This window comes from Streptomyces sp. NP-1717 (assembly GCF_022695985.1).
GTDB lineage: Bacteria > Actinomycetota > Actinomycetes > Streptomycetales > Streptomycetaceae > Streptomyces.
Map to the genome: position 1 here is coordinate 1 of NZ_JAAPBF010000109.1, position 22,835 is coordinate 22,835.

Consider the following 22,835-nt stretch of genomic DNA (forward strand, 5'->3'; position numbering starts at 1 on the left):
GGTCCCGCCACTCACGTGTCTCCGGGCTGTCGGCCACCCAGCCGTCGAGCAGCCCCCGGACCAGTCCGGGCGGCGCGGCTATGCCGCACTCACGCTCGGGCACCCACAGCTCGCCCTCCGTACGATGCCCGAGCGGTCCCGGATGTCCCGGCTCACTGTGATCGTGCGGATCGAGATGTTCGCCGTCGCCCTCGGCGCTCGGCATCCGGCTCTCCGAGCAGGCCCGGCAGAGCAGTCGTACGGAGGACGACCAGTCCTCGGCGGCGAACCCCGCGTCGGCCGCGAGCCGCTCCAGGGCGTCCCGGTCGGATTCGGTCGCCGCCTCCAGCAGCACCACCCAGGTCGGCACGGGCGACGGGGCCCACAGCTCGATCTCGTCGAAGACCGGGAAGGCGCGCGCGGCGCCGCTCGACCCCGCCGCGGTCGTACGCTCACCGTTCGGCACACCGTCGTGCAGGACGACCTCGCCCCAGCGGCGGCCCGACGACGGCAGCGGGATGGACAGGATCTCGATCCGGGCCGGGTCGAGCCTGCGGCCCCAGACGACCTCGGCTTCGCCCTCGGGCGAGAGCCGGACGGCCGCGCTGCCCAGCTCCATGCCGACGGGCTCACCGGTCGCGGCGGCCGTGTACTGATTGCCGGGCACCTTGAGGCCGTACGCCTGCCAGGCCCGCCGGGCCAGCGGCCAGTCCTGGAGCGCGGTGGCCGCGATCCCGACGTTCCACCAGTCGGGTGCTCCGGCCTCCTTGTCGAGGAGCGCGACGGCACGCAGCCCGGCGGCCCGCGCCTGCTCCCAGTCGTGCCGGAACTTGTGCAGCAGAGCCAGGTTGAACCAGGACTCGGAGAGCCAGGGCTCCAGATCCGCCGCACGGGTGAGCAGCGCACCCGCGTCCTCGTACCGCCCGTCGCCGATCAGCGTGAACGCCCGGTCGGTGGCCTGCCGCCACGAGGCGGAGGGCCGATGCCGTACCTTCCCGAAGATCTTCACGATTCCCGCCTGCCGGTCGCTCGGGTCTGTGCCCCCGTACACCCTCTTGGACTCCTCTTCGCATCCAACCATGCCCGGTCGGACGCTCGCTCCTTACCCATGGGTTACCCAGCCCGACCAGGGGTCAGACCACCGCGTGACAGGACGCGCGCGAGGGATTCCACGACCTCCGGCTGGTAGTCGTGGCCGGTGCCCAGGCGTAGTCGCTCCAGTGCGCTGAGCGCTCCCGTCGCCCCTCCGCCGCCGCCCGCCCCCGCGGTGGCGAGATCGTCGTACGCGTTGACGGTGCGGACGATCCGGGCCGGCAGAGGCTGCTCGCGGTACGGATCGGCCTGCCGCTCCACGACGACGGCGACCGCCGACGGAACCCCGGTCCGGCGCACGACGGCCCCGCCGAGCAGTGCGATCCGCCGCTGCTCGGTGACCGGCAGCAGGGCGGTCGCGCCGTCGGGCACGGGGTCGACGAGCGAGAGCTGGCCGATGTCGTGCATCAGTGCCGCGTGTTCGAGGACGGTCAGCTCCCTCCCGGAGAGGCCCAGCTCACGGCCGACGGCGCGGCTCAGCTCGGCGACCCTGTGGGCGTGGCCGTGACGGGTGTATCCGGCGATCTCGGTGGCGCGGGCGAGCGAGGCGATGGTCTGCCGGTAGGTCGTACGGACCGCCGCGTACCGCCGGAACGACAGCTGGGTCAGCAGCAGCGGCACACAGAAGACCGGCAGCGCCCACAGCCCCGCGACGGCGACGCCGAGCGCCATCACCGCGCCGGTCGCGCAGACGGCCGAGCCGATGCAGGTCAGGGCGCGCAGCTCGTCGCGCAGGAGCGGACCGTAGGGATGGCCGGTACGGGCCCGCAGGATCAGCGCGGCGAGGACCGCGTCGCACAGCGCGGTCAGGATCAGTAGGAGGAGGAGCAGAAGGGCGTGGTACGGGCTCTCGCCGACGCGCTCGCCCCATGCGCCCGAGGCGACGAGCGGCTGGAAACAGACGGCGGCGAAGCCGACGGTGAGCACGCGTCGTGCCACGTGGTCGAGCGTGGGACCGCTGCCCCGGGCGACATGCGGTACGGCTCCGAGGAGGACCGCCGCGACGACGACGGCGACGGTCTGGAGGACGCCGTGCTCGGCCGGCCGGCCCGCGCTCTGGCCGAGCAGCGCGTACGCGAGGGCTCCGGCGGCCGCGAGGGGCGCGGGCTCGCGCTCATCGGGGAGGGCGCCTCGGCGGACGAGTTCGCCGAGGGTGACGAGAAGGCCGAAGGCGAGCGCGTTCCGGGGCTCGACGACGCCGTGCCACAGGGTCTGTCCGAGCCCGGCCCCGGCGAGCCCGAGCGCGGCACCGCGGACGGCGACGAGGGTGAGGGAGAGCCGGGGAGGCGGGGCGTGCGGAGCGTTCACGGGCGACCGCCGGGAGCCCCCGGGAGCCGGGTCCTGCGTCGGCCGTTCGAGTGAGGCGAGGGCGGGGCGTTCCTCCGGGGGGCGGCGACGGCGTTCCCTGACGCCGGGAGCCGCGCCCCGGCGGGCCCGGCCGGTATCTTCCGCACCGGGCCCGGCGGGGGCTGCGGCACGGGATCCGGTTCGTCCGACGTCACCGCCGTCTGCCAGCCGTGGCGGTCCAGCGCCCGTACGAGCGCCCGCACCATCCTCGGGTCGAACTGGGAGCCCGCGCAGCGCCGTAACTCCTCCACCGCCACCGGCACGGGACGCGCCCGCCGGTAGGACCGGGTCGAGGTCATGGCGTCGAAGGCGTCCGCGACGGCGACGACCCTCGCGAACTCGGGGATCTCGGCACCCGCCAGTCCGTACGGGTAGCCGCTGCCGTCGAGTCTCTCGTGGTGGTGCAGGATCGCCGACCGGGCCTCGCCGAGGAAGTCGATGCCGCGCACGATCTCGTGGCCGTACTCGGGGTGCAGTTCGATGACGCGCCGCTCCTCGGGGGTCAGCGGCCCGTCCTTGCGCAGCACGCGCGTGGGGACGCCGAGTTTGCCCACGTCGTGCAGGATCCCGGCGAACCGGAGGACTTCCAGGCGTTCGCCGGCCATGCCGAGCTCGCCGGCGATCATCGCCGACGCCCGCCCCACGCGTTCGCTGTGGCCGCGCGTGTACCGGTCCTTGAGGTCGACGGCCTGCACGAGTGCCCTGATGGTCGCCTGGTGGGCGGCGCGTTCGCGGTGGTACTGCGCGAAGACCCAGCAGGAGATGTACATCGGCAGTAGTACCAAGAGCGCGGAGAGCGGCCCGTAGGGGCTGCGCCACAGGACGGCCATCATCAGCCCGGCCAGGGCGTGCGCGCCGTACGGGGCGAGTGAGCGCGACAGCAGGCCGCGCCAGGCGGTGCGGACGGGGCGCCGTTCTGCGGTGGCGAGGATGCCGCCGTCGAGCGCGCTGAGGACCAGACAGAAGGCGAGCGCCCCGGCCCCGGCGGGCAGCAGGACGTACGGGAAGTCGGGGACGCCGGGGGCTCCCGGAACGCCGTGGCCGGTAGCGGTGGCGCCGCCCAGCGCGGCCGGTCCTCCGAGGAGCCGGTGGGCCTGGGCGGCGGCCCAGACGGCGAGGGCGAGCTGGGCCGCGCGCCACACGCGGCGGATCCCGGCCGGCCGGCGAGCGACCTGGCCGGCCAGCGCGCCGGGGACGGCCACGAGCGCGGCGGCCGGGGGCGGCAGCAGGAACGCGGCGGTGAGGAGCACGGGGAAGAACGATCCGGCGGCGACGGGTACCGCGCCGCGCACCGACCTCCCGAGGAAGCGGCAGCGGGCGGGCGTCTCGCAGAGCGCGTACAGCGTGCCGAGCAGCAGGACGGCGGGCCACAGGCTCTCCGTTCCCGCCACGGGGCCCAGGTGCAGCCCGGGCAGCGCGAAGGCGGGGAGCACGCACACGAGGGCCCCCAGCACGGCGCAGCAGATGTACGCGCGCGCCGCTCCCGGAATGGCGTTCACCCCGCTCTCACCCGCACCCGCCCCCTTGCCACCGGCCCGAAAGGAAGGGCCAGGCTAGCCAGTTGGGCATCGGCTCACGGGCCCGCGGCGGTGATTAGCACCATCGGGTGATGGTGCGGGGAAACAGACGCGGGGCGCGCCGCGATGTGCGCGGGCGCGCCCCGTAGGCGTGTCGGTACTGCTGTCGCCGGCTACTCGTTGGCGGTGGCCGTCCGGTCGGTGTCGACTTCCGTCACGTCACGCTCGGGCACGGCGTGGCCCGCCCGGATGAGGTCGATCCGTCCCATGACCTTGGCCCGCAGATCGGTCGGTACGTCGTCCTGCCCGCAGCACCGCTTGACCAGTTTCTTCACGGCCTGTTCGAGTCCGTACTTCTCCAGACACGGCGAGCACTCGTCGAAGTGCTCCTCGAACTTGGTGCAGTCCTTGTCCGGCATCTCCCGGTCGAGGTACTCGTAAAGATGGTCGAGAACTTCGGTGCAATCCGTCTCGTGCGGCTCTCCGCAACTCATGAGCCCGAGCCTTTCCGATCGTCCGACGACTCTCCGGCGCCGGCCGGGGCAAGCCCGCGCTCGCGGGCGTAGTCCTCAAGCATGCCGCGCAGTTGACGCCGGCCACGGTGCAGTCGCGACATCACCGTACCGATGGGTGTCCCCATGATGTCCGCGATCTCCTTGTACGCAAAGCCCTCTACGTCGGCGAGATACACGGCGATGCGGAACTCCTCGGGAATCGCCTGGAGCGCTTCCTTGACGTCGGAGTCGGGAAGGTGGTCGAGCGCCTGGGACTCGGCGGAGCGCAGCCCGGTCGACATGTGCGACTCGGCGCGCGCCAGCTGCCAGTCCTCGATCTCCTCGGCGGCGCTGCGCTGGGGCTCACGCTGCTTCTTGCGATACGAGTTGATGAAGGTGTTGGTGAGGATGCGGTACATCCACGCCTTGAGGTTCGTGCCCTCACGGAATTGGTGGAAGGAGCCGTACGCCTTGGCGTAGGTCTCCTGCACGAGGTCCTCGGCATCGGCCGGATTGCGCGTCATGCGCAGCGCGGCCGAGTACATCTGGTCGAGATAGCCGAGTGCGTCCCGCTCGAAACGGGCGTTCCGCTCGGCGGCTGACTCTTCCCTGTGGCCGTCGTCGGTCCCTGTGTCGGTCCCAGTGACCGGACCCACCTCCTCCAACGCTGCGGCGGGCCCGAAGGCGGACCCACTCGAATCGGAGAATAGTCGACCTTGTGCCGGGGCGGGCCGCACCGCGGTCTCGCCCGACGGCCGAGCGGGCGTGGTCCTGGGTGCGGAGAGCACCGTCCACTCCACTTCGGTGGCGTGCGACCGGGCGGGGCAGATGGTCGAACCCATGCGACGGACTCCCTTTCCAGGATCTGTGTACCGACATCTGGCACAACAGCCGCCGCCCACGACGCATTCCCGGGTGCGCGGCCACGCTCCGTCAGCGGGCCGACTGTGACCGGATCCACTTCCCGACGCCGTCGGTGAGGACGTTCAGTGCCTCGTCCTGGGTGATCGTGGCCCGCTTGGGCACGGCGAAGGAGTGGTCCCCGTACGGCACCTCCAGCAGCTCGTGGCCGCCGCCGGGGCTCCCGGCGGAGCCGGCGGGGAATTCGGCGGGCTTTCCGAAGGGGTCGTTGCCGCCCTGGACGACGAGCGTGGGCACCGCGGCCCCGAGCAGTTCGTCGGCGCGGGACTTCTCCGGGCGGCCGGGCGGGTGCAGCGGGAAGCTCAGTGCCAGTACGGCGTGGGCGCCCAGCTCGCTCGCGGTACGGCAGGCCACACGGGCTCCGGCGCTGCGCCCGCCCGCGACGACGGGCAGGCCCCGGCCTGCCAGCGCCGGCCACAGGGCCCGCCAGCCGGTGTCGAGGGTCTTGGGCGCCGGTGCCAGCTTCTTCCCGGCGACCCGCCACGGCTGCTCGACCAGCGCCACGCTCACCCCGAGCGGGGGCAGCGCGGCGGCGAGCGCCTGGAGGTCGCGCGCCTCGATGCCGCCGCCCGCGCCGTGGCCGACGGCGAGGACGAGCCGCGCGGGCGTCCCCTTCTTGGGAAGGTGCCAGGTGATACGGGCGTCGCCCGCGGGGGTGTCGACGATCTCGCTCTGCATGGCACCAGGATCACATCGGCGCACGGGAAGGCCGGGGATCCCCGGCCTGTGCGGCGCACGCGGCCTCGGCGGGACCCGCACCCGACGGGCCTGCCTCTTACCGGCCTCTGCCTCTGCTGACCGTCTCTAGAAGAGGGTGCTCTCCTCGGGCGCCGCCAGCTCCTCCAGGAGCTCCGGCCCGTTGTTCCGTACGTTGCTGACGGCCGTCGCGACGGGATAGGCGCGCATCAGCCCCTCCGGGGGCGGCGCGAGCAGCTCGCGCAGCTCCTCCGGGTCAGTGCGGGCCGGATCCAGCCACGCGTCCCAGCGGTCGGGCGTCAGCATCAGGGGCATCCGGGGGTGGATGTCGGCGAGCGACCCGGGCCCCTCGGCGGGGGCCACCCCGAGCGGGCCGGTCTCCGCCTCGGTGGTGATGACCGAGCAGGTCACCCACCAGGCGTTCGGATGGTCGTCGGGCAGGGTCTTGTCGCGCCAGAACTCGTACAGGCCGGCCAGGGCCATGACCGATCCGTCGGCCGGGGTGACGAAGTACGGCTGCTTGCGGGGCCGCTTCTTCTTGCCCTGCTCCTCCAGCTGCCGCTCCTCGGGGGCCGTGACCCACTCGTAGTAGCCGTCGGCCGGTATGAGGCAGCGCCGGGAGGCGAAGGGCCGCCGGAAGGAGGGCTTCTCGTGCACCGTCTCCGCGCGCGCGTTGACCATCCGGGCGCCGCCCTCGGGCGTCTTGGACCAGGACGGCACGAGCCCCCACTTGAGCGTGCGGAGCTGACGTACGGGTGCGGGGTCGTTGGCGCCCTTCACCGGGCGCTCCAGGACGACGTAGACCTCTTTGGTAGGGGCGACGTTCCAGTCGGGCGCGAGGGTCTCCTCCGGTTCCCACTTCTCGACGTCGAAGAGCCCGACGAGATCCTCCGGCCTCCGGCTCGCCGCGTACCGACCGCACATGTTCGACCACCCCTTGCCCATGACCCGACGCCCGCGCCGGATCACGCTACCGACACCCCTCCAACCCTCGCAGATTGTCCGGTGACGGTGTGCCGGGGCAAGTGGCGGACGGCGATCAGGCCGCCGCCGCCCCGCTGGGACCGGGAACGGTCCCGGCCCCAGCGGGGACGGATCTCGGCTCCGCCCTCGCCTCGGTCAGCGGATGTTGACGTCGACGCAGGCGTAGAACGCGTTCGCGGTGTCGAAGACGTTCCAGACGGCCAGGACCTTCTGATTGCCGCGGATGCTGCCGAAGTTGACGTTGTGGCTCACGGTCGCGCCGGGCTGGGCGCCACCGTCGTTGAACTCGGCGACCTTGGTGTTGCCGACGAAGTACTGCCAGGTGCTGGTGCGGTGCCGCGCCGTCAGCGTCCAGGTGAACGTCTGGTTGGCGCTGATGTTGGAGCGCTGCCAGCCCTTGCTGTCGTCGTTCAGCTCGGCGAACCGGGCGACGCCGCCGTGGCAGTTCTTCTGGCCCTTCGGGCCCTCGACGCTCTGCGGTTCCCACTTGATGTCGCCGCAGGAGACGACGCCGGTCTTGCACTGGTCCTGGCGGCTGGCGGGTGAGTTGATCCAGCCGTGGGCGCCGGCGGTCGGGGCGGGGAGGGTGACGGCGATGATCGGCGCGACCGCCGCACTCAGTACGAGGCCGAGACGGGTTTTCTTGTGCATGACAACTCCTTCGTGGTGACGTCCGACGGGACCGGTGCCGAAGGCGCGCAGGCTCCGACCCGTGAGGGACTCACTGCGTGTGGGGAACTCGCGAAGGTGCACGAACAGTTGCATCGACAGCCGGTGAGGTCCGGTGACGGTCCGGCGCCAGAGCTGTCGCGGGGCTTTCCATTCTTCGATGTTCTACTAGGTCTAGACCATGACAGCCGCTCTCGGGTGCGTCAAGACGTGAACTGCCCTTGACCGCACGTGGCTTGAAAGCCCCCGGGCGCCCTACGGACCCCCCGCCGTTCACCCAAGTGCCACACTGCGACGACGCACATCCTCCTAAGGAGCCGCCCGAGCGATGATCAGCACCGACTCCAGCGCCCTCGCCGCCGCCTCGATGGGCGATCTGTGGGATCGCGTCTCCGGCACCCAGCCCGTCCCCGACGACTGGCTGGTGATCGCCACCGCCGTCGTCGCGCTCGCCGCCGTCGTCCCGCACTCCCTGTGGCGGCTGTCGCGCAACGCCGTCACCATCGCCCACGAGGGCGGGCACGGCCTCGTGGCCCTCCTCACCGGCCGCAAGCTCGACGGCATCCGGCTGCACTCCGACACCTCGGGCCTGACCGTCAGCCGCGGCAAGCCCACCGGCATCGGCATGATCCTCACCGCGGCGGCCGGCTACACGGCCCCGCCGCTGCTGGGCCTGGGCGGCGCCTGGCTGCTCGCCGCGCACCACATCACACTGCTGCTGTGGCTGGCCACGGCCCTGCTGCTGGTGATGCTCGTGATGATCCGCAACGCGTACGGGGCGCTCACCGTCATCGTGACGGGTGCGGCCTTCCTGCTGATCTCCTGGCTGACCGGCCCGACCGTGCAGGCCGCGTTCGCGTACGCCGCGGTGTGGTTCCTGCTCCTCGGCGGCGTACGCCCGGCCTTCGAGCTCCAGTCCAAGCGGCGGCACGGCGGCGCCCCCGACTCCGACGCCGACCAGCTCGCGCGGCTGACGCACGTACCACCCGCGATGTGGCTGTTCCTCTTCCACGCCGTCTCGCTGTGCTCGCTGATCGGCGGAGGCACCTGGCTGCTCGGCCTGTAGGGCCGCGGGGCCGTCACCGGGGGTCTAGGCGGCGCAGGCCGGACGCGGCGCTTCCGCGAGCCGGTCGGCGGCCCCATACCACCTCAGTATTACGCCCCGATTTCAACGGATTTGATCGAGATCGGGTCCGTTGTGCAGCCATTAAAGTAAGGGCCATGACCGAAAGCGCCGTGCACCCTGCCCCCTGGCCCGCCCCGTACGCGAGCGGGGCCGTCGAAGCGACGGTCACCGTGCCCGGATCGAAATCGGTCACGAACCGCGGACTCGTCCTGGCCGCGCTCGCCGCCGAACCCGGCTGGCTGCGCCGCCCCCTGCGCTCACGCGACACGCTCCTGATGGCGGACGCCCTGCGCGCGATGGGCGTCGGCATCGAGGAGACGGTCTCCTCCAGTTCGGCCGCCGCGGGCTCCATGACCCCCGCGCGCGCCGCCGGCGGCCCGTCGTTCACCGGCGAGGCCTGGCGGATCTTCCCCAACGGACTGCACGGCCCGGCCACGGTCGACGTCGGCAACGCGGGTACGGTCATGCGCTTCCTGCCGCCCGTCGCCACCCTCGCCGACGGCCCCGTCCACTTCGACGGCGATCCCCGCTCCTACGTACGCCCGCTCAACGGCGTCATCGACGCCCTGCGCGCCCTCGGCGCCCGCATCGACGACGAGGGCCGCGGCTCGCTCCCGCTGACCGTCCACGGCGGCGGCGCCCTGGAAGGCGGCACGGTCGAGATCGACGCCTCGTCGTCGTCCCAGTTCGTCTCCGCGCTGCTGCTGTCGGGCCCGCGCTTCAACCAGGGCGTCGAGGTGCGGCACGTCGGCGCCACCCTCCCGTCCCTGCCCCACATCCGGATGACCGTCGACATGCTGCGCCGCGTCGGCGCCCAGGTCGACGAGCCGGAGACGGGCGGCGAGCCCAACGTCTGGCGGGTCTCCCCCAGCGCGGTGCTCGGCCGCGACCTGACCGTCGAGCCGGACCTCTCCAACGCCCAGCCGTTCCTCGCCGCCGCCCTCGTGACCGGCGGCCGGGTGACCGTACGGGACTGGCCCATCCGCACCACCCAGCCCGGCGACGCGCTGCGCCGCATCTTCACCGAAATGGGCGGTTCCTGTGAACTGACCGAGCAGGGGCTGCACTTCAGCGGCGGCGGCCGGATCCACGGCATCGACGTCGACCTGAGCGAGGTCGGCGAGCTGACCCCCGGCATCGCGGCCGTCGCCGCACTCGCCGACAGCCCCTCCACGCTGCGCGGCGTCGCCCATCTGCGGCTGCACGAGACGGACCGGCTGGCCGCCCTCACCAAGGAGATCAACGAGCTCGGCGGCGACGTCACCGAGACCGCCGACGGCCTCCACATCCGCCCGCGCCCCCTGCACGGCGGCGTCTTCCACACGTACGAGGACCACCGCATGGCCACGGCCGGCTCGATCATCGGCCTCGTCGTCGACGGCGTGGAGATCGAGAACGTCGCGACGACGTCCAAGACCCTGCCCGATTTCCCGCGGATGTGGACCGAGATGCTCGCGGGAGCGGGAGCCTGACGCGATGCGGCGCTACGGCAAGAACCCCGACGAGGACGACATCCGCTCCCGCCCCAATCCCAAGGGCAACCGGCCACGTACGAACATCCGTCCCAAGCACGAGGACGCGGCCGGAGGGATGGTCCTGACCGTCGACCGGGGCCGGCTCACCTGTCTGGTGGGCGACACCGTCGTCCTGGCGATGAAGGCGCGCGAACTGGGCCGCAAGGCCGCCGTGGTCGGTGACCAGGTGTCGCTCGTCGGGGACCTGAGCGGCAGGAAGGACACGCTCGCGCGCATCGTGCGGATCGAGAAGCGACGCTCCGTACTGAGGCGCACGGCGGACGACGACGACCCGTTCGAGCGAGTGGTCGTCGCCAACGCCGACCAGCTCGCCGTGGTCACCGCACTCGCCGACCCCGAACCGCGCCCCCGGCTGATCGACCGCTGTCTGGTCGCGGCGTTCGACGCCGGCCTCGAACCGCTGCTGATCCTGACCAAGTCCGACCTGGCGTCGGCGGACGAACTGCTGGAGACCTACCGGCCGCTGGGGATCCGTTACGTCGTCACACGACGGGACGAACTGGCCTCCGGCGAGGCGGCCGACCGCGTACGGGAGTACCTCGAAGGACGGATGACCGCCTTCGTCGGGCACTCCGGCGTCGGCAAGACGACCCTCGTCAACGCCTTGGTGCCGGACGACCGGCGCCGTACGACCGGCCTGGTCAACGCGGTGACCGGGCGCGGCAGGCACACCACCACCTCGGCGCTCGCGCTGCCGCTGGTGAAGGCGGACGGCTGGGTGATCGACACTCCCGGCATCCGCTCCTTCGGCCTTCACCACGTCGATCCCTCGCGCGTCATCCTGGCCTTCCCGGATCTCGTGCCGGGGACCGAGAACTGCCCGCGCGGCTGCAGCCACGACGAACCGGACTGCGCGCTCGACGCATGGGTGGCCGACGGACACGCCGACCCGTCGAGGCTCGACTCGCTGCGCCGCCTGCTCTCCACCCGCGAACGGCGCGAGGGCGACTGACCCCGCCCTGTTTGCCGCCCACAAGCCCCGGTAAGTGCATAAACTCACCAAGTCTCGGCGAGCCCTACCAAGGGTTACCAAGGCGTGGAAAAGACGCGGTGGGCGAAACGGGGAGGCACAGACGATGGCGTGGCTGCTGGTCGTGGTCGCGGGGCTGCTCGAAACGGGCTTCGCCGTCTGTCTCAAGCTCTCCCACGGGTTCACCCGGCTCTGGCCGACGGTCGCCTTCGCGGTCTTCGCGCTGGCCAGCTTCGGCCTGCTGACCCTCTCCCTCAAGAAGCTGGACGTCGGACCGGCGTACGCGGTGTGGACCGGCATCGGCGCGGCCGGTACGGCGATCTACGGAATGATCTTCCTGGACGACCTGGTCTCGACGCTGAAGATTGTCTCGATCTCGCTGGTCATCATCGGGGTCATCGGCCTCCAGCTCTCGGGTTCGTCCCAGCACTGACCGCCGCGACCGGCCCGGCGACGGCCGCGCGCACCAGGCGCCCGACGGGCTCTCCGTCGGGCGCGACGACATGCGCGAGAGCGAGCCGTACGGCCAGCTCGCACCGGAAGGCCAGCTCGGCGGAGTCGTCCTTCGTACGGAGGGCGGGCTCGGGGGCACGTGACGGCGTGACGGAGCGGCCGTTCTCGGGCCGGGGCTGATCGGATCGGGCCTGATCGGGCCGGAGTTGATCGGGGCGGGCTCGCTCCGGTGCGCGGTGCTGCGGCGTACGTCCCTGGTCGGCACGCGCCTGGTCCGCCCGCGCCTGTTCGACACGGGCCCGCTGCACCCGCCCGGCCTGCACACGCAGCGCGTCCGTACGCGGCTGGTCGCCCCGCAGCGCGTCCGTACGGCCCCGGTGGTCCGGCCTCCCCGGGTCCAGCGCTGCCACCGCCCGGTTCCGTACCGCCGCCACCAGCTCCGCCGGAGCGGGCGGCCCGGTGTCCGCGCGGCGCTGGGCGGGCGCGCCCCCCGGATGGGCCGCCGGGCGCAGCGGACGGGGCGCCGGGTGGCGTTCGGTCCAGCCGTCGGTGAGAAGGGCCCGCAGCAGGGGTCTGGAGCGCGCCTCGGACACCGTCCACTCGGCCACCGACACCAGACGGTCGACCGCGTCCGCCGGCTCGGCCAGCAGCCGCTCGACGCCGTACAGGTACAGATCCGCCTCGCGCCGTACGAGCGCGCGGGCGAGACCGTCCTTGCTGCCGAATTCGTTGTAGAGGGTCTGCCGCGAGACCCCGCCGGCCGACGCGACGTCGACCATCCTGACGGCGGACCAGGACTGGTCCGTGAGCGCCGAAAGTGCGGCGTTGAGTAGGGCTTCACGCGCTGTAGGCATCGTTTGCCTCCCGGGCCGTTCGGCTCCGCACTCAGAGTTGACGCAGCCCCGCGCGCTGTCAAGAGGACCGGAAGCGGCTCCGGCCGCCCGCCGGGCGCCCGCGGCACCGGCGCGTAGCCCGATCTTGGACGCTGTCGATACTGTGACGACCATGCCCGATTACCACGATGATCTGCGACTCGCCCATGTCCTCGCGGACGCCGCCGACGCCGCGACGATGGACCGGTTCAAGGCCCTCGACCTGAAGGTCGACACCAAACCGGACATGACTCCGGTGAGTGAGGCCGACAAGTCGGCCGAGGAGCTGATCCGCGGCAATCTCCAGCGCGCGCGGCCCCGTGACGCCGTCCTGGGCGAGGAGTACGGGATCGAGGGCACCGGCCCGCGCCGCTGGGTCGTCGACCCGATCGACGGCACCAAGAACTACGTACGCGGCGTCCCCGTCTGGGCGACGCTGATCTCACTGATGGTGGCGGGCGAGGGCGGCTACGAGCCGGTGGTCGGCGTGGTGTCGGCGCCCGCGCTGGCGCGCCGCTGGTGGGCGGCCAAGGGCGGCGGCGCGTACTCGGGCCGCAGCCTCTCCGCGGCGACCCGGCTGCATGTCTCGAAGGTCTCGCGCATCGGGGACGCCTCGTTCGCACACGCGTCGCTGAAGGGCTGGGAGGAGCAGGGCCGCCTCGACGGGTTCCTGGACCTGACCCGGGCCTGCTGGCGTACGCGCGGGTACGGCGACTTCTGGCCGTACATGATGGTCGCCGAGGGCTCGGTGGACATGTGCGCGGAGCCGGAGCTCTCGCTGTGGGACATGGCGGCGCCGTCGATCATCGTCCAGGAGGCGGGCGGGCGGTTCACGGGCCTGGACGGGCGTTCGGGGCCGCACAGCGGCAACGCGGCGGCGTCGAACGGGGTGCTGCACGAGGAGCTGCTCGGCTACCTGAACCAGCGCTACTGAGCGACGCCCACCTGCGCCCGGCCGAGATTTTACCGTCGGCGATAGGCCATTCGGGGGATCGGGAAATCCTTGGGGCGCCGGGGGCGTACGGTTCCGGTCGTCGCGCGCCGGACGTCTCGCTCCGCCCGCCCCCTTGTTGACTCACCGTGCCGGTGTCACTCTGAGACTACCCCCACTTGTGAACTTGTGAATTCGTTCTCCAGCAGAGGGACCGGTTCACCGAAGGAGGTGGCTCCATCCATGCTCGTCCGTGACGCCATGAGCACGGTGGTCCTCACCATCGGGCCCACCCACACACTCCGCCAGTCCGCGCAGCTGATGGCGGCACGCCGGGTCGGCGCGGCCGTCGTCCTGGACACCGACAACTGCGGCCTCGGGATCATCACCGAGCGTGACATCCTGATCTCGATCGGCGCCGATCAGGATCCGGACGAGGAACTCGCCGGCACGCACACCACCACCGAGGTCGTGTTCGCCTCACCGGTCTGGACCCTGGAGGAGGCGGCCGAGGCGATGACACACGGCGGCTTCCGTCATCTGATCGTGTGCGACGACCGGGAGCCGGTCGGCATCGTCTCCGTACGCGACATCATCCGCTGCTGGGCCCCGGTCGCGCGGCGCCCGTCGGCGCTGACCGGCTGAGGTCCCGGCCGGCCGGAGCATCTCGCGGGGCGGCGATGGAAGCCGGATCCGTCCCGGAACCCGGCTTCCACCACCTCATCGGCAAGGGCGTCAGCCGCGCAGTGCCTGGACCGCGCTGTCCAGCCGCTTGCCGAAGTCTCCGTCCGCCTTACGGAAGTTGCCGACCGCCCGCTCGGCGATGTCGTCGCGCGAGACCTGGGAGATGAACTGGGCGAGGTTGTCCACCAGTCGGACCTTCTCGTCCTCCGACATCAGCCGGTAGAGATTGCCGGCCTGCACGAAGTCGTTGTCCTCGGCGTGGCCGGGGGCCTCGGTGCTGCCCGTGGCGCCGGCGACCGGGAGGGGCTGCCAGAGCGGCCTGTCCGTCTGGAACGGGCCGCCGAAGCTGTTCGGCTCGTAGTTCTTGGCGCCCTTGTGGCGGCCGTCGTACAGGAGTCCGTCGCGGCTGTTCGTCCGCGCCTCGGTGGCGTGCGGACGGTTCACCGGCAGGTGGTCGGCGTTGATGCCGACGCGGTAGCGGTGGGCGTCGCCGTACGCGAACAGCCGGCCCTGGAGCATCTTGTCGGGCGAGGGGCCGATGCCGGGCACGAAGTGCGCCGGGCTGAAGATCGACTGCTCGACCTCGGCGAAGATGTTCTCCGGGTTGCGGTTGAGCTCCAGCCTGCCGATCTCGACCGGCGGGTAGTCCTCGTGCGGCCAGACCTTGGTCAGGTCGAACGGGTTGAAGCGGTAGCCGGCCGCGTCCGCCGCGGGCATGACCTGGATCTGCACGGTCCAGGACGGGAATTCACCGCGCTCGATCGACTCGCGGAGGTCGCGCTGGTGGCTGTCGGGGTCGGTGCCGGCGAGCCGGTTCGCCTCGTCGGTGGTGAGGTTCTTGATGCCCTGGTCGGTCTTGAAGTGGTACTTGACCCAGAAGACCTCGCCGGCCTCGTTGTTCCACTGGTAGGTGTGCGAGCCGTAGCCGTTCATGTGGCGCAGCGTGGCCGGGATGCCCCGGTCGCCGAACAGCCAGGTCACCTGGTGCGTCGACTCGGGGCTCAGGCCCCAGAAGTCCCATACGTTGTCAGCCTCCTGGCTGCCCGTGTACGGGTCGCGCTTCTGGGTGTGGATGAAGTCGGGGAACTTGATGGCGTCCTTGATGAAGAACACCGGGGTGTTGTTGCCGACGAGGTCGTAGTTGCCCTCCTCGGTGTAGAACTTCAGCGCGAAGCCGCGCGGGTCGCGGACCGCGTCGGCCGAGCCGAGGTTGCCGGCCACGGTGGAGAAGCGCAGGAAGGTCTCGGTCCGCTTGCCCACCTCGGAGAGGAACTTGGCACGCGTCCACCGCGACACGTCACGGGTGAGCGTGAAGGTGCCGTACGCGCCGGCGCCGCGGGCGTGCACGATCCGCTCCGGAATGCGCTCGCGGTTGAAGTGGGCGAGCTTCTCCAGAAGGGCCTGGTCCTGAACCAGAACGGGACCACCGGCGCCGGCCGTCTCGCTGTTCTGGTTGTCGGCCACCGGCGCGCCGGCCTCCGTAGTAAGCGGTCCCTGCGTCACGTGCGCCTCCCGGTCGTCCTGCTGAACCTGTGCCTCGGCGGTTGCCTGTCACGATCCTACGATGGACTTTGTCTAAGTCAAGCAGGGGTCCAACTCCACACTCGTTCAGGATCTGGGCGGCTTCACTGTTAAGCTGATCCTCATGAGTGACCTGTTGGAACGACTTCGCGAACGCGGCTGGCGGATGACCGCCCAGCGCCGTGTGGTGGCCGAGGTCCTCGACGGGGACCACGTACACCTCACGGCGGACGAGGTGCACGCGCGGGCCGTCGCCCGGCTGCCCGAGATCTCCCGGGCGACCGTGTACAACACCCTCGGCGAGATGGTGACGCTCGGAGAGGTCATCGAGGTCTCCACGGACCGCCGTGCCAAGCGGTACGACCCGAACGCCCACCGGCCCCACCACCACCTGGTCTGCGCGCAGTGCGGCACGATCCGCGACGTGCACCCGCTGGGTGATCCGCTGGCCGACCTCCCCACGACGGAGCGCTTCGGTTTCGCGATCTCGGACGTGGAAGTGACCTACCGGGGCACCTGCCCCAACTGCGCCAAGGCGTGAGCCCGTTGGGCACCCGGTCCGGGGGCTGAGCACCCCGCAGCACCCCGCCCGCTCCGGCACACGACGAAGGCCCGGATCCTGTATCGGATCCGGGCCTTCGTCCTTCTTCAGTAGCGGGGACAGGATTTGAACCTGCGACCTCTGGGTTATGAGCCCAGCGAGCTACCGAGCTGCTCCACCCCGCGTCGGTGAACTCGACATTACGTCACCCCGTCGACCAGCGCAAATTCCTTTCCGGCTGGGGAAAGACGCCGGCCGCCCGAGGGCGACCGGCGCTCACGCGGTCAGCTCCTGATGCAGCGCCTCGCGCAGCGCCGCGGCCCGCTCCGTCACCTCGGACGGTCCCAACTCCACGGCACGGGCGCACCAGCGCTGCCCCTCGGTCAGCTCCCCGCGCCGGGCCGCGAGCAGCGCGAGCCGCAGCGCCGCACGCCCGTGACCGGCCTGCGCCGCGCGGGACCACCACAGCGCCGCCTCCCGCTCGCTGCCCTCACGGGCCAGCAACAGCCCCAGGTTGAAGGCGCCGTTGCGGCTGCCCGCCTCCGCCGCCTCCCGGTACCAGCGCGCCGCGTCCGTCATGTCGCCGCGGCCCGCGGCGAGCATCCCGACCCGCACCTGGGCACGCCGGTGACCCTGCTCGGCCGCCCGCTCGTACCACTGCTCGCACTCGGTCTTCTCCGGCTGCGTCTCGCCGAGCGCGGGCGCGCCCGGCGGTGGCTGCCGCGCGTCCAGCACCGTCGCCAGCCGGAAGGCGGCCTCCGCGCTGCCGCCGCCGGCCGCGCACCGCAGATGCCGCTCCGCCGCCTGCTCGTCGCCGTCCCTGAGGCACGCGATGCCGACCTGGAGGGCCGCCTCGGTGTGCCCGGCCGCCGCCGCCCGCTCGTACCAGACCAGGGCCGTACGGTCGTCGTCACGGCCCGCGTGGAGGATGCCGAGGTTGAACGCGGCGTCGACGCTGCCCGCCTCGGCCGCCTTGGAGAACCACGGCTCGGCGCCGGTCGGGTCACCGGCCTGGAGGAGCAGGACGGCGAGGGCGTTGGCCGCCTCGCGGTGGCCCGCGTACGCCGCCCGGCGGTACCACTGCTCGGCCTGCGCCGTACGGTCCTGGGCCGCGCAGAGCAGCCCGAGGTTGTACGCCCCGTTGACGTCGCCCGCGTCCATCGCGGCCCGGTACCAGCGCTCGGCGGTCTGCTGCTCGCCGCGCGCGGCGTGGAGCGCGCCGAGCGCGTTGGCGGCGTTGCCGTCGCCGTCCTGCGCGGCCCGCAGCCACCAGACGGCGGCGCTCTCCTCGTCGCCCGCGTCACGCAGCAGGAAGCCGAGGGCGCAGGCGGCCCGCGCCTCGCCGTCCTCGGCGGACGTCAGATACCAGCGCCCGGCCTCCTTCAGCTCGCCGCGGCTCTCCAGGATCGCCCCGAGGTGCAGCGCGGCGCGGCGGTGCCCGCGGGCCGCCGCCTGCCGGTACCACTGGGCGGCCTCGGCGAGGAGCGACTGCCCGGCGTCGGCCGCGGCCCCGGGGACCGCGCCGGCGGGCACCTCACGGAGACCCGGGGCCGAACCGTCACGGGCACCGTCCCGTCTGCCCGCGATGACCGCGTGGACGGCGTCGCCGGTACGGGCGGCCTGCCGCGCCCGCCGTTCCAGTCCGCGCGCGAGCCGGTACGAGGCCTCCCGGTGCCCCTGCTCGGCGGCGGCCCGCAGCCAGCGCTCCGAACCGACGTCGCTGCGGTGCTCCAGCAGATCGGCGAGGGCGTACGCGCCCAGCGCGTGCCCCTGCTCCGCGGACAGCCGCAGCCAGTACTCGGCGGCGGGCTCGTCGCCCTGCTCGCGGTAGTGCCGGCCGAGCGCGTGCGCGGCGGCGGCCGAACCGGCGACGGCGGCGACGCGCCACCAGCCCGCCGCCTCCTCCGTGTAACCGCGCTGGTGGAGGAGGACCCCGAGGTTGTTGGCGGCGGCGCGGTCGCCCGCGGCGGTGGCCGCGCGCAGGTACGTCTCGGCGGCGTCGAGATCGCCCCGGCGCAGCAGCAGCGCGCCGAGCACGCTCATGGACGCGACGTCACCCGTGTCGGCGGCACGCCGGTGGCGCGCCTCCGTCTCGGCGTCGGCGCCCTCGGTGGGGCCACCGGCGGCCGTGGCGCCGGCCGCGCCCCCGGAGTTCTCGACGCCGGCGGCGTCTTCCGCCTGTCTCGGTACAAACCGCCCTGTTTCCAACAGAGTTGCCCTGTCCCCCATAAAGTCCATCGTTGCACCACCTGTTACCCGCGTACACCCGGTATATCGCGGCCACCAAGGTCACTTCAGCGTTTTGTCGACATGCCCACAGAGAGACAACCCAAACGCCTCCCCGGTCAACTCGCCACTCCCACCGCCCACTTCACCGGACACACGGTCACGGACCGGCCACGAACAGGTACGAAGACATCGCAACGCGCAGCAAAGGCCCGGATCCTTGTCGGATCCGGGCCTTTGTCTGAGAAGTAGCGGGGACAGGATTTGAACCTGCGACCTCTGGGTTATGAGCCCAGCGAGCTACCGAGCTGCTCCACCCCGCGTCGTTGTGTCCAAACCGTACCACGACGCGGGGTGGTCGCTGATCAGCTCTTGTCGTCGCTCCCGCCCGCCGGTGGCTTGGCCGGCGCCTCGGCGGACTTCTCCGCCTCGGCCGCGCGCGCCAGGGCGTCCTGGAGGGCCTCCTGGGCCTTCCCGTACGCCTCCCAGTCCTGCTTCGCCAGGGCGGCCTCGCCGTCCGAGTACGCCTTCTGGGCGTCGGCGATGGCGTCCTCAAGGGCGGCGTCACCGGTGGCCGGCGGAGTCGTCGTGTCACCGTCGCCCGGTGGCGTCGTCTCCGGCGGCGGCTCGGCGCCGTCGACACCGAACACCGCGTTCAGCGCCTCGGACAGACTGTCCTTGAAGACCGGCTTGCCTCCGTAGGAGACGGCCACCTTCTTCAGCAGCGGATAGTTCGCGCTGCCACCCCGGGCGTACACCGGCTCGATGTAGAGGAATCCGCCGTCGAGCGGCACGGTCAGGAGATTGCCGTACTCGATGTCCGAGTCGGTGCCTCTCATGTCCCGGACGAACGTGGCCACTTCGGGCACGCCGTTCAACTCGCTCTGCACCTGTTGTGGTCCCTGGACCGTGGACGTCACTCTCAGGACTCTGATCGTGCCGTAGTCCTTGCTGTTGGCGTCGGCGTCGACCGCCATGAACGCACCCAGATTGGGGCGTCCGTTGGGGGTGAAGGTCGTCGTCAGCGAGAACTTCTGGGACGTCTGTCCCGGCATCTTCAGACTCAGGTAGTACGGCGGGACCGCGCTGTTGTCCTTGTTCGTCGGGTCGTCGGGCACCTGCCACGCGTCGGAACCGCTGTAGAACTGGGCGGCGTCGGTGACGTGGTAGCGGGTGAGCAACTCGCGCTGGACCTTGAACATGTCCTGCGGATACCGCAGATGGGCCAGCAGCTCCGGCTTGATGTCCGCCTTCGGCTTCACCGTGTCCGGGAAGGCCTTCATCCAGGTCTTGAGGACCGGGTCCTTGGTGTCCCACTGGTACAGGCTGACCGAGCCGTCGTACGCGTCGACGGTGGCCTTCACCGAGTTGCGGATGTAGTTGACCTGGTTCTGCTGTGCGACGACCGCGCGCTGGTTGTTGGTCAGCGAGTCGGCCGTGGTGTCGCCCAGCGTCGTACGGGAGGCGTACGGATAGCCGTTCGTCGTGGTGTAGGCGTCGACGATCCACTGGATCTTGCCGTCGACCACGGCCGGATAGGCGTCACCGTCGATGGTCAGCCACGGCGCGACCGCCTCGACGCGCTCCTTGGGCGTGCGGTTGTAGAGGATCCGCGAACCCTCGCCGATGGCGCCCGAGTAGAGCATCTGCGGCTCGCTGAACGCCACGGCGTACGCCGCGCGGTTCACCGGGTTGGAGAGGTCGACACCGCTCTTGCCCTTGTAGCTGGTGGTCTGCTCACCGTTCTTCTCGTAGTCGAGCTCCTTCTGCGGGCCGCCCACGATCGAGTACTGCTGGGTCTTCTCGCCGTAGTAGATCCGCTGCTCGTACTTGCCGAGCTGACCGGTGGTCGGCAGGCCGGACTCGGTGAACTCGGGCGCGCCGATCGTGCCGTCGTTCTCGTCGGTGACCGTCCCCGTGCCCTTGGACGAGATCGCTCCGTACCCATGGGTATAGGTGAAGTGGTCGTTGATCCAGTTGCGCTTGGGGATACCGGCGATGTTCAGCTCGCGCAGACCGATGACCGTGTCCTGCGGCTTGCCGTCCGGCCCGGTGTAGCGGTCGACGTCCAGCGTGTCCGGGAACTGGTAGTACTTGCGTTCCTGCTGGAGCTGCTGGAAGGCGGGCGAGACCACGTTCGGGTCGACCAGCCGGTAGCTGGCGGCGGAGTCGGCCGCCTTGCGCTGCTCGGCCTTCTTGTCGGGCGTGCCCTTGCCCGAGTAGTCCGTCACATCGGCGTCGTCGATGCCGTACGCGGAGCGCGTGGCATCGATGTTCTTCTCGATGTACGGGGCTTCCTTGGCCTGCTCGTTCGGCTGGACCTGGAACTTCTGCACGATCGCCGGGTAGAGGCCGCCGATGAGGATGGCGGACAGGACCATCAGGCCGAAGCCGATCACCGGCAGCTGCCAGGTGCGGCGCCAGAGCGTCGCGAAGAACAGCACGGCGCAGATGGCGGCGATGCAGAACAGGATCGTCTTCGCCGGCAGGTAGGCGTTGGCGTCGACGTACCTCAGACCCGTCCAGTTGCCGGTGGCCTTGAAGTCACTCGACTTCACCGCGAGCCCGTACCGGTCGAGCCAGTACGCCACGGCCTTGAGCGAGACGAAGATACCGAGCAGCACCGAGAGGTGGCCGGTGGCCGCGCCCGTCGCACGCGCGCCGGGGCTGGTGACGCGCAGCCCTCCGTACAGATAGTGCGTGAGCGCGGCGGCGATCAGTGCCAGCACGACGGCGGCGAAGCCGAAGCCGAGCATGAAGCGGTACCAGGGCAGGTCGAACGCGTAGAAGCTCACGTCCAGGTTGAACTGGGGGTCCTTCTGCCCGAACGGCACCCCGTTGATCCACATCAGCCACGTGCGCCACTGACCGGCCGCGGAGGCTCCGGCGATCAGCCCGACCAGGGCGGTGATCCCGAGCAGCACCCACTTCTTGTACGGGGCGATGCCCATCCGGTACCGGTCGAGGCTCTGCTGCTCCAGCGACATCGCGCTCAGCGGCGGGCGCAGCCGGTGCGCCAGCCAGATGTTGACGCCGACGGCCGCGGCCATCAGCAGACCGAAGACGGCGAACAGGCCGATCTTGGTCCAGAGGGTGGTGGTGAAAACGGACGAATATTTCACCGAGCGATACCAGAGCCAGTCGGTCCAGAACCCCGCGAACATGACGAACAGCATGGCCAGGACGGCCAGGATGCCCAGTGTCATGAGCAGGGTCCGGGCACGTCTGGACGGCCGGCCCACTCTGATCCGTGGCCCGGTCGGGCCTCCGCCGCGGTCCGGCATCTGGAAAGCCAACGTGCGCACCTCGAAGTTCGCGGTCGTGTGAAGCAGCTGAATCAGCGTCTGTAAGCGGGCCCGAACGATCGTAGGGCCCACCCATGCAACTTACTGAGGCTTTACCTAGTTCCCGCACGGGGGTCCGAAGGAGGCAGGATGTTGGCCATGTCCAACCTTTCCTCCTCCTCTTCCCCGGCCTCCTCGTCCGATCAGCCGTCCTCGGCATCGGGTCCGGTCGCCTCGACCCCCATCACCAGAGCGGTGCTGGAGATCGACGAATACGCCTCCGGCCTGGGCTGGGACCAGCCCGCCAGACTGTTCGCGCTCGTCGACACGGCACGGCTGCGGTCCGACGAGCCGGAGCTGGCCACCCAGCTCGGTCTCGACGACGGCTCGACACCCGCCCCGCTCACGCCCGTCGAGCAGGACGAGATCCCGGCGGGTACGCCGCTCGACGAGTTTCTCGCGACGATCGCGTGGCCGGGTGCGGTCGCGGGCTGCGCGATCACGGTGGAGCGTCTGATGCTGCCGCCGTCCGCCGAGGCGTCGGTGCCCGACGACCTCGACGAGTCCGCGCTCGTGGACTGGGTCGCCGCGCACCCGGACCGCCAGGAGGTACGGATGACGGTCGCCGTGCTGCGGGACGGGACGCGGGACTCGGCGCTGCGGCTGCGCGAGAAGGACTCGCCGACCCAGGTCCTGACGGGCGCGGGCCTGGTCCCGGGCCTGGCGGAGGCCCTGTCGGCCACGTTCGAGGCGTAACGCCCTCCGGGCCCTGTCCGGCGGATCTCCGGGCGGAGATCCGCCGGACGGGCACCCGGCCGCACAGACACCACTTCCAGCACGGCGGGCATCTCCATTCCGGCCGACGTGCTGGCCCGTCCGGCACCACTCAGCCCGCCCAGGGGCACTTCAAGCCCCGCCCAGCGGGCATTTCAAGCCCGTCCGGCGATTGAGGACACCGCACCCACCGGGCCAGACCGGTCCAGCCCGCCCGCA

At 71.3% G+C, this 22,835-nt stretch carries 19 protein-coding genes, 2 tRNA genes and 1 pseudogene; 8 read left to right on the forward strand and 14 right to left on the reverse strand.

Annotated elements, in window-relative coordinates:
• The 8 genes from GXP76_RS21200 to GXP76_RS21235 form a co-directional block, all read right to left on the reverse strand.
• Window positions 1-988 (reverse strand): hypothetical protein (locus tag GXP76_RS21200; RefSeq protein ID WP_242573168.1); only part of this gene is annotated, 988 nt, incomplete at its 3' end.
• Window positions 989-1,092: 104 nt separating this feature from the next.
• Complete coding sequence (locus tag GXP76_RS21205; RefSeq protein ID WP_242573153.1) at window positions 1,093-2,379, reverse strand: HD-GYP domain-containing protein; 1,287 nt, start codon at window positions 2,377-2,379, stop codon at window positions 1,093-1,095.
• Entirely contained in the window at window positions 2,376-3,917 is a 1,542-nt protein-coding gene (locus tag GXP76_RS21210) for an HD-GYP domain-containing protein (RefSeq protein ID WP_242573154.1), read from the reverse strand. The genes GXP76_RS21205 and GXP76_RS21210 overlap by 4 nt, the downstream gene beginning before the upstream one ends.
• A 191-nt stretch (window positions 3,918-4,108) precedes the next feature.
• Window positions 4,109-4,429: a mycothiol system anti-sigma-R factor gene (rsrA, locus tag GXP76_RS21215; RefSeq protein WP_242573155.1), complete on the reverse strand. Its 321-nt coding sequence runs from the start codon at window positions 4,427-4,429 to the stop codon at window positions 4,109-4,111.
• Window positions 4,426-5,085 carry a sigma-70 family RNA polymerase sigma factor gene (locus tag GXP76_RS21220; protein WP_069627276.1) on the reverse strand — a complete coding sequence of 220 codons (660 nt, stop codon included), beginning with the start codon at window positions 5,083-5,085 and terminating at the stop codon, window positions 4,426-4,428. Before GXP76_RS21220 ends, rsrA begins: the two co-directional genes overlap by 4 nt.
• A 277-nt stretch (window positions 5,086-5,362) precedes the next feature.
• Window positions 5,363-6,028: an alpha/beta family hydrolase gene (locus GXP76_RS21225; RefSeq protein ID WP_242573156.1), complete on the reverse strand. Its 666-nt coding sequence runs from the start codon at window positions 6,026-6,028 to the stop codon at window positions 5,363-5,365.
• Window positions 6,029-6,154: 126 nt separating this feature from the next.
• The gene (locus tag GXP76_RS21230) at window positions 6,155-6,970 is read right to left on the reverse strand and encodes an SOS response-associated peptidase (RefSeq protein WP_242573157.1); all 816 of its coding nucleotides are present in this window, start codon (window positions 6,968-6,970) and stop codon (window positions 6,155-6,157) included.
• Between the two features lie 195 nt (window positions 6,971-7,165).
• On the reverse strand, window positions 7,166-7,681 hold the full coding sequence (locus tag GXP76_RS21235) for a lytic polysaccharide monooxygenase auxiliary activity family 9 protein (protein WP_164252687.1): 516 nt from the start codon (window positions 7,679-7,681) through the stop codon (window positions 7,166-7,168).
• 346 nt (window positions 7,682-8,027) lie between these two features.
• Here GXP76_RS21235 and GXP76_RS21240 point away from each other — a divergent pair, with 346 nt between their 5' ends.
• From GXP76_RS21240 to GXP76_RS21255, 4 genes are all read left to right on the forward strand, one after another.
• Window positions 8,028-8,765: a M50 family metallopeptidase gene (locus tag GXP76_RS21240; RefSeq protein ID WP_242573158.1), complete on the forward strand. Its 738-nt coding sequence runs from the start codon at window positions 8,028-8,030 to the stop codon at window positions 8,763-8,765.
• 155 nt (window positions 8,766-8,920) lie between these two features.
• Window positions 8,921-10,297 carry a 3-phosphoshikimate 1-carboxyvinyltransferase gene (aroA, locus tag GXP76_RS21245; protein ID WP_242573159.1) on the forward strand — a complete coding sequence of 459 codons (1,377 nt, stop codon included), beginning with the start codon at window positions 8,921-8,923 and terminating at the stop codon, window positions 10,295-10,297.
• A 4-nt stretch (window positions 10,298-10,301) separates the two neighbouring features.
• Window positions 10,302-11,312, forward strand: coding sequence for a ribosome small subunit-dependent GTPase A (rsgA, locus tag GXP76_RS21250; RefSeq protein WP_242573160.1), 1,011 nt, complete (start codon window positions 10,302-10,304; stop codon window positions 11,310-11,312).
• A 124-nt stretch (window positions 11,313-11,436) separates the two neighbouring features.
• Window positions 11,437-11,763: a multidrug efflux SMR transporter gene (locus GXP76_RS21255; RefSeq protein WP_242573161.1), complete on the forward strand. Its 327-nt coding sequence runs from the start codon at window positions 11,437-11,439 to the stop codon at window positions 11,761-11,763.
• A 328-nt stretch (window positions 11,764-12,091) separates the two neighbouring features.
• Here the strand turns inward: GXP76_RS21255 and GXP76_RS21260 are convergent.
• Window positions 12,092-12,637, reverse strand: a pseudogene (locus GXP76_RS21260) (TetR/AcrR family transcriptional regulator); the annotation flags it as partial.
• A 151-nt stretch (window positions 12,638-12,788) separates the two neighbouring features.
• On the opposite strand from GXP76_RS21260, the gene hisN reads away from it, so the two are divergent.
• Both hisN and GXP76_RS21270 read left to right on the forward strand, forming a co-directional pair.
• Entirely contained in the window at window positions 12,789-13,589 is an 801-nt protein-coding gene (gene hisN / locus GXP76_RS21265) for a histidinol-phosphatase (RefSeq protein WP_242573162.1), read from the forward strand.
• Window positions 13,590-13,829: 240 nt separating this feature from the next.
• The gene (locus GXP76_RS21270) at window positions 13,830-14,231 is read left to right on the forward strand and encodes a cyclic nucleotide-binding/CBS domain-containing protein (protein WP_242573163.1); all 402 of its coding nucleotides are present in this window, start codon (window positions 13,830-13,832) and stop codon (window positions 14,229-14,231) included.
• 90 nt (window positions 14,232-14,321) lie between these two features.
• Here GXP76_RS21270 and GXP76_RS21275 read toward each other — a convergent pair whose 3' ends face one another.
• Window positions 14,322-15,773 carry a catalase gene (locus GXP76_RS21275; RefSeq protein WP_242573164.1) on the reverse strand — a complete coding sequence of 484 codons (1,452 nt, stop codon included), beginning with the start codon at window positions 15,771-15,773 and terminating at the stop codon, window positions 14,322-14,324.
• A 142-nt stretch (window positions 15,774-15,915) separates the two neighbouring features.
• On the opposite strand from GXP76_RS21275, the gene GXP76_RS21280 reads away from it, so the two are divergent.
• The gene (locus GXP76_RS21280; protein WP_242573165.1) at window positions 15,916-16,332 is read left to right on the forward strand and encodes a Fur family transcriptional regulator; all 417 of its coding nucleotides are present in this window, start codon (window positions 15,916-15,918) and stop codon (window positions 16,330-16,332) included.
• 111 nt (window positions 16,333-16,443) lie between these two features.
• On the opposite strand, the gene GXP76_RS21285 is transcribed toward GXP76_RS21280, so the two are convergent.
• The 4 genes from GXP76_RS21285 to GXP76_RS21300 all read right to left on the reverse strand — a co-directional run bounded on the left by GXP76_RS21285 (window position 16,444) and on the right by GXP76_RS21300 (window position 21,842).
• Window positions 16,444-16,517: transfer RNA gene (locus tag GXP76_RS21285), tRNA-Met, on the reverse strand.
• 91 nt (window positions 16,518-16,608) lie between these two features.
• On the reverse strand, window positions 16,609-18,570 hold the full coding sequence (locus tag GXP76_RS21290; RefSeq protein WP_242573166.1) for a tetratricopeptide repeat protein: 1,962 nt from the start codon (window positions 18,568-18,570) through the stop codon (window positions 16,609-16,611).
• A gap of 237 nt (window positions 18,571-18,807) precedes the next feature.
• Window positions 18,808-18,881: transfer RNA gene (locus GXP76_RS21295), tRNA-Met, on the reverse strand.
• A gap of 42 nt (window positions 18,882-18,923) precedes the next feature.
• Window positions 18,924-21,842, reverse strand: coding sequence for a UPF0182 family protein (locus tag GXP76_RS21300; protein WP_242573169.1), 2,919 nt, complete (start codon window positions 21,840-21,842; stop codon window positions 18,924-18,926).
• Window positions 21,843-21,992: 150 nt separating this feature from the next.
• Between GXP76_RS21300 and GXP76_RS21305 the strand changes: the two genes are divergently transcribed.
• Entirely contained in the window at window positions 21,993-22,598 is a 606-nt protein-coding gene (locus GXP76_RS21305) for a PPA1309 family protein (protein WP_374361938.1), read from the forward strand.
• The last annotated feature ends 237 nt before the right edge of the window (window positions 22,599-22,835 follow it).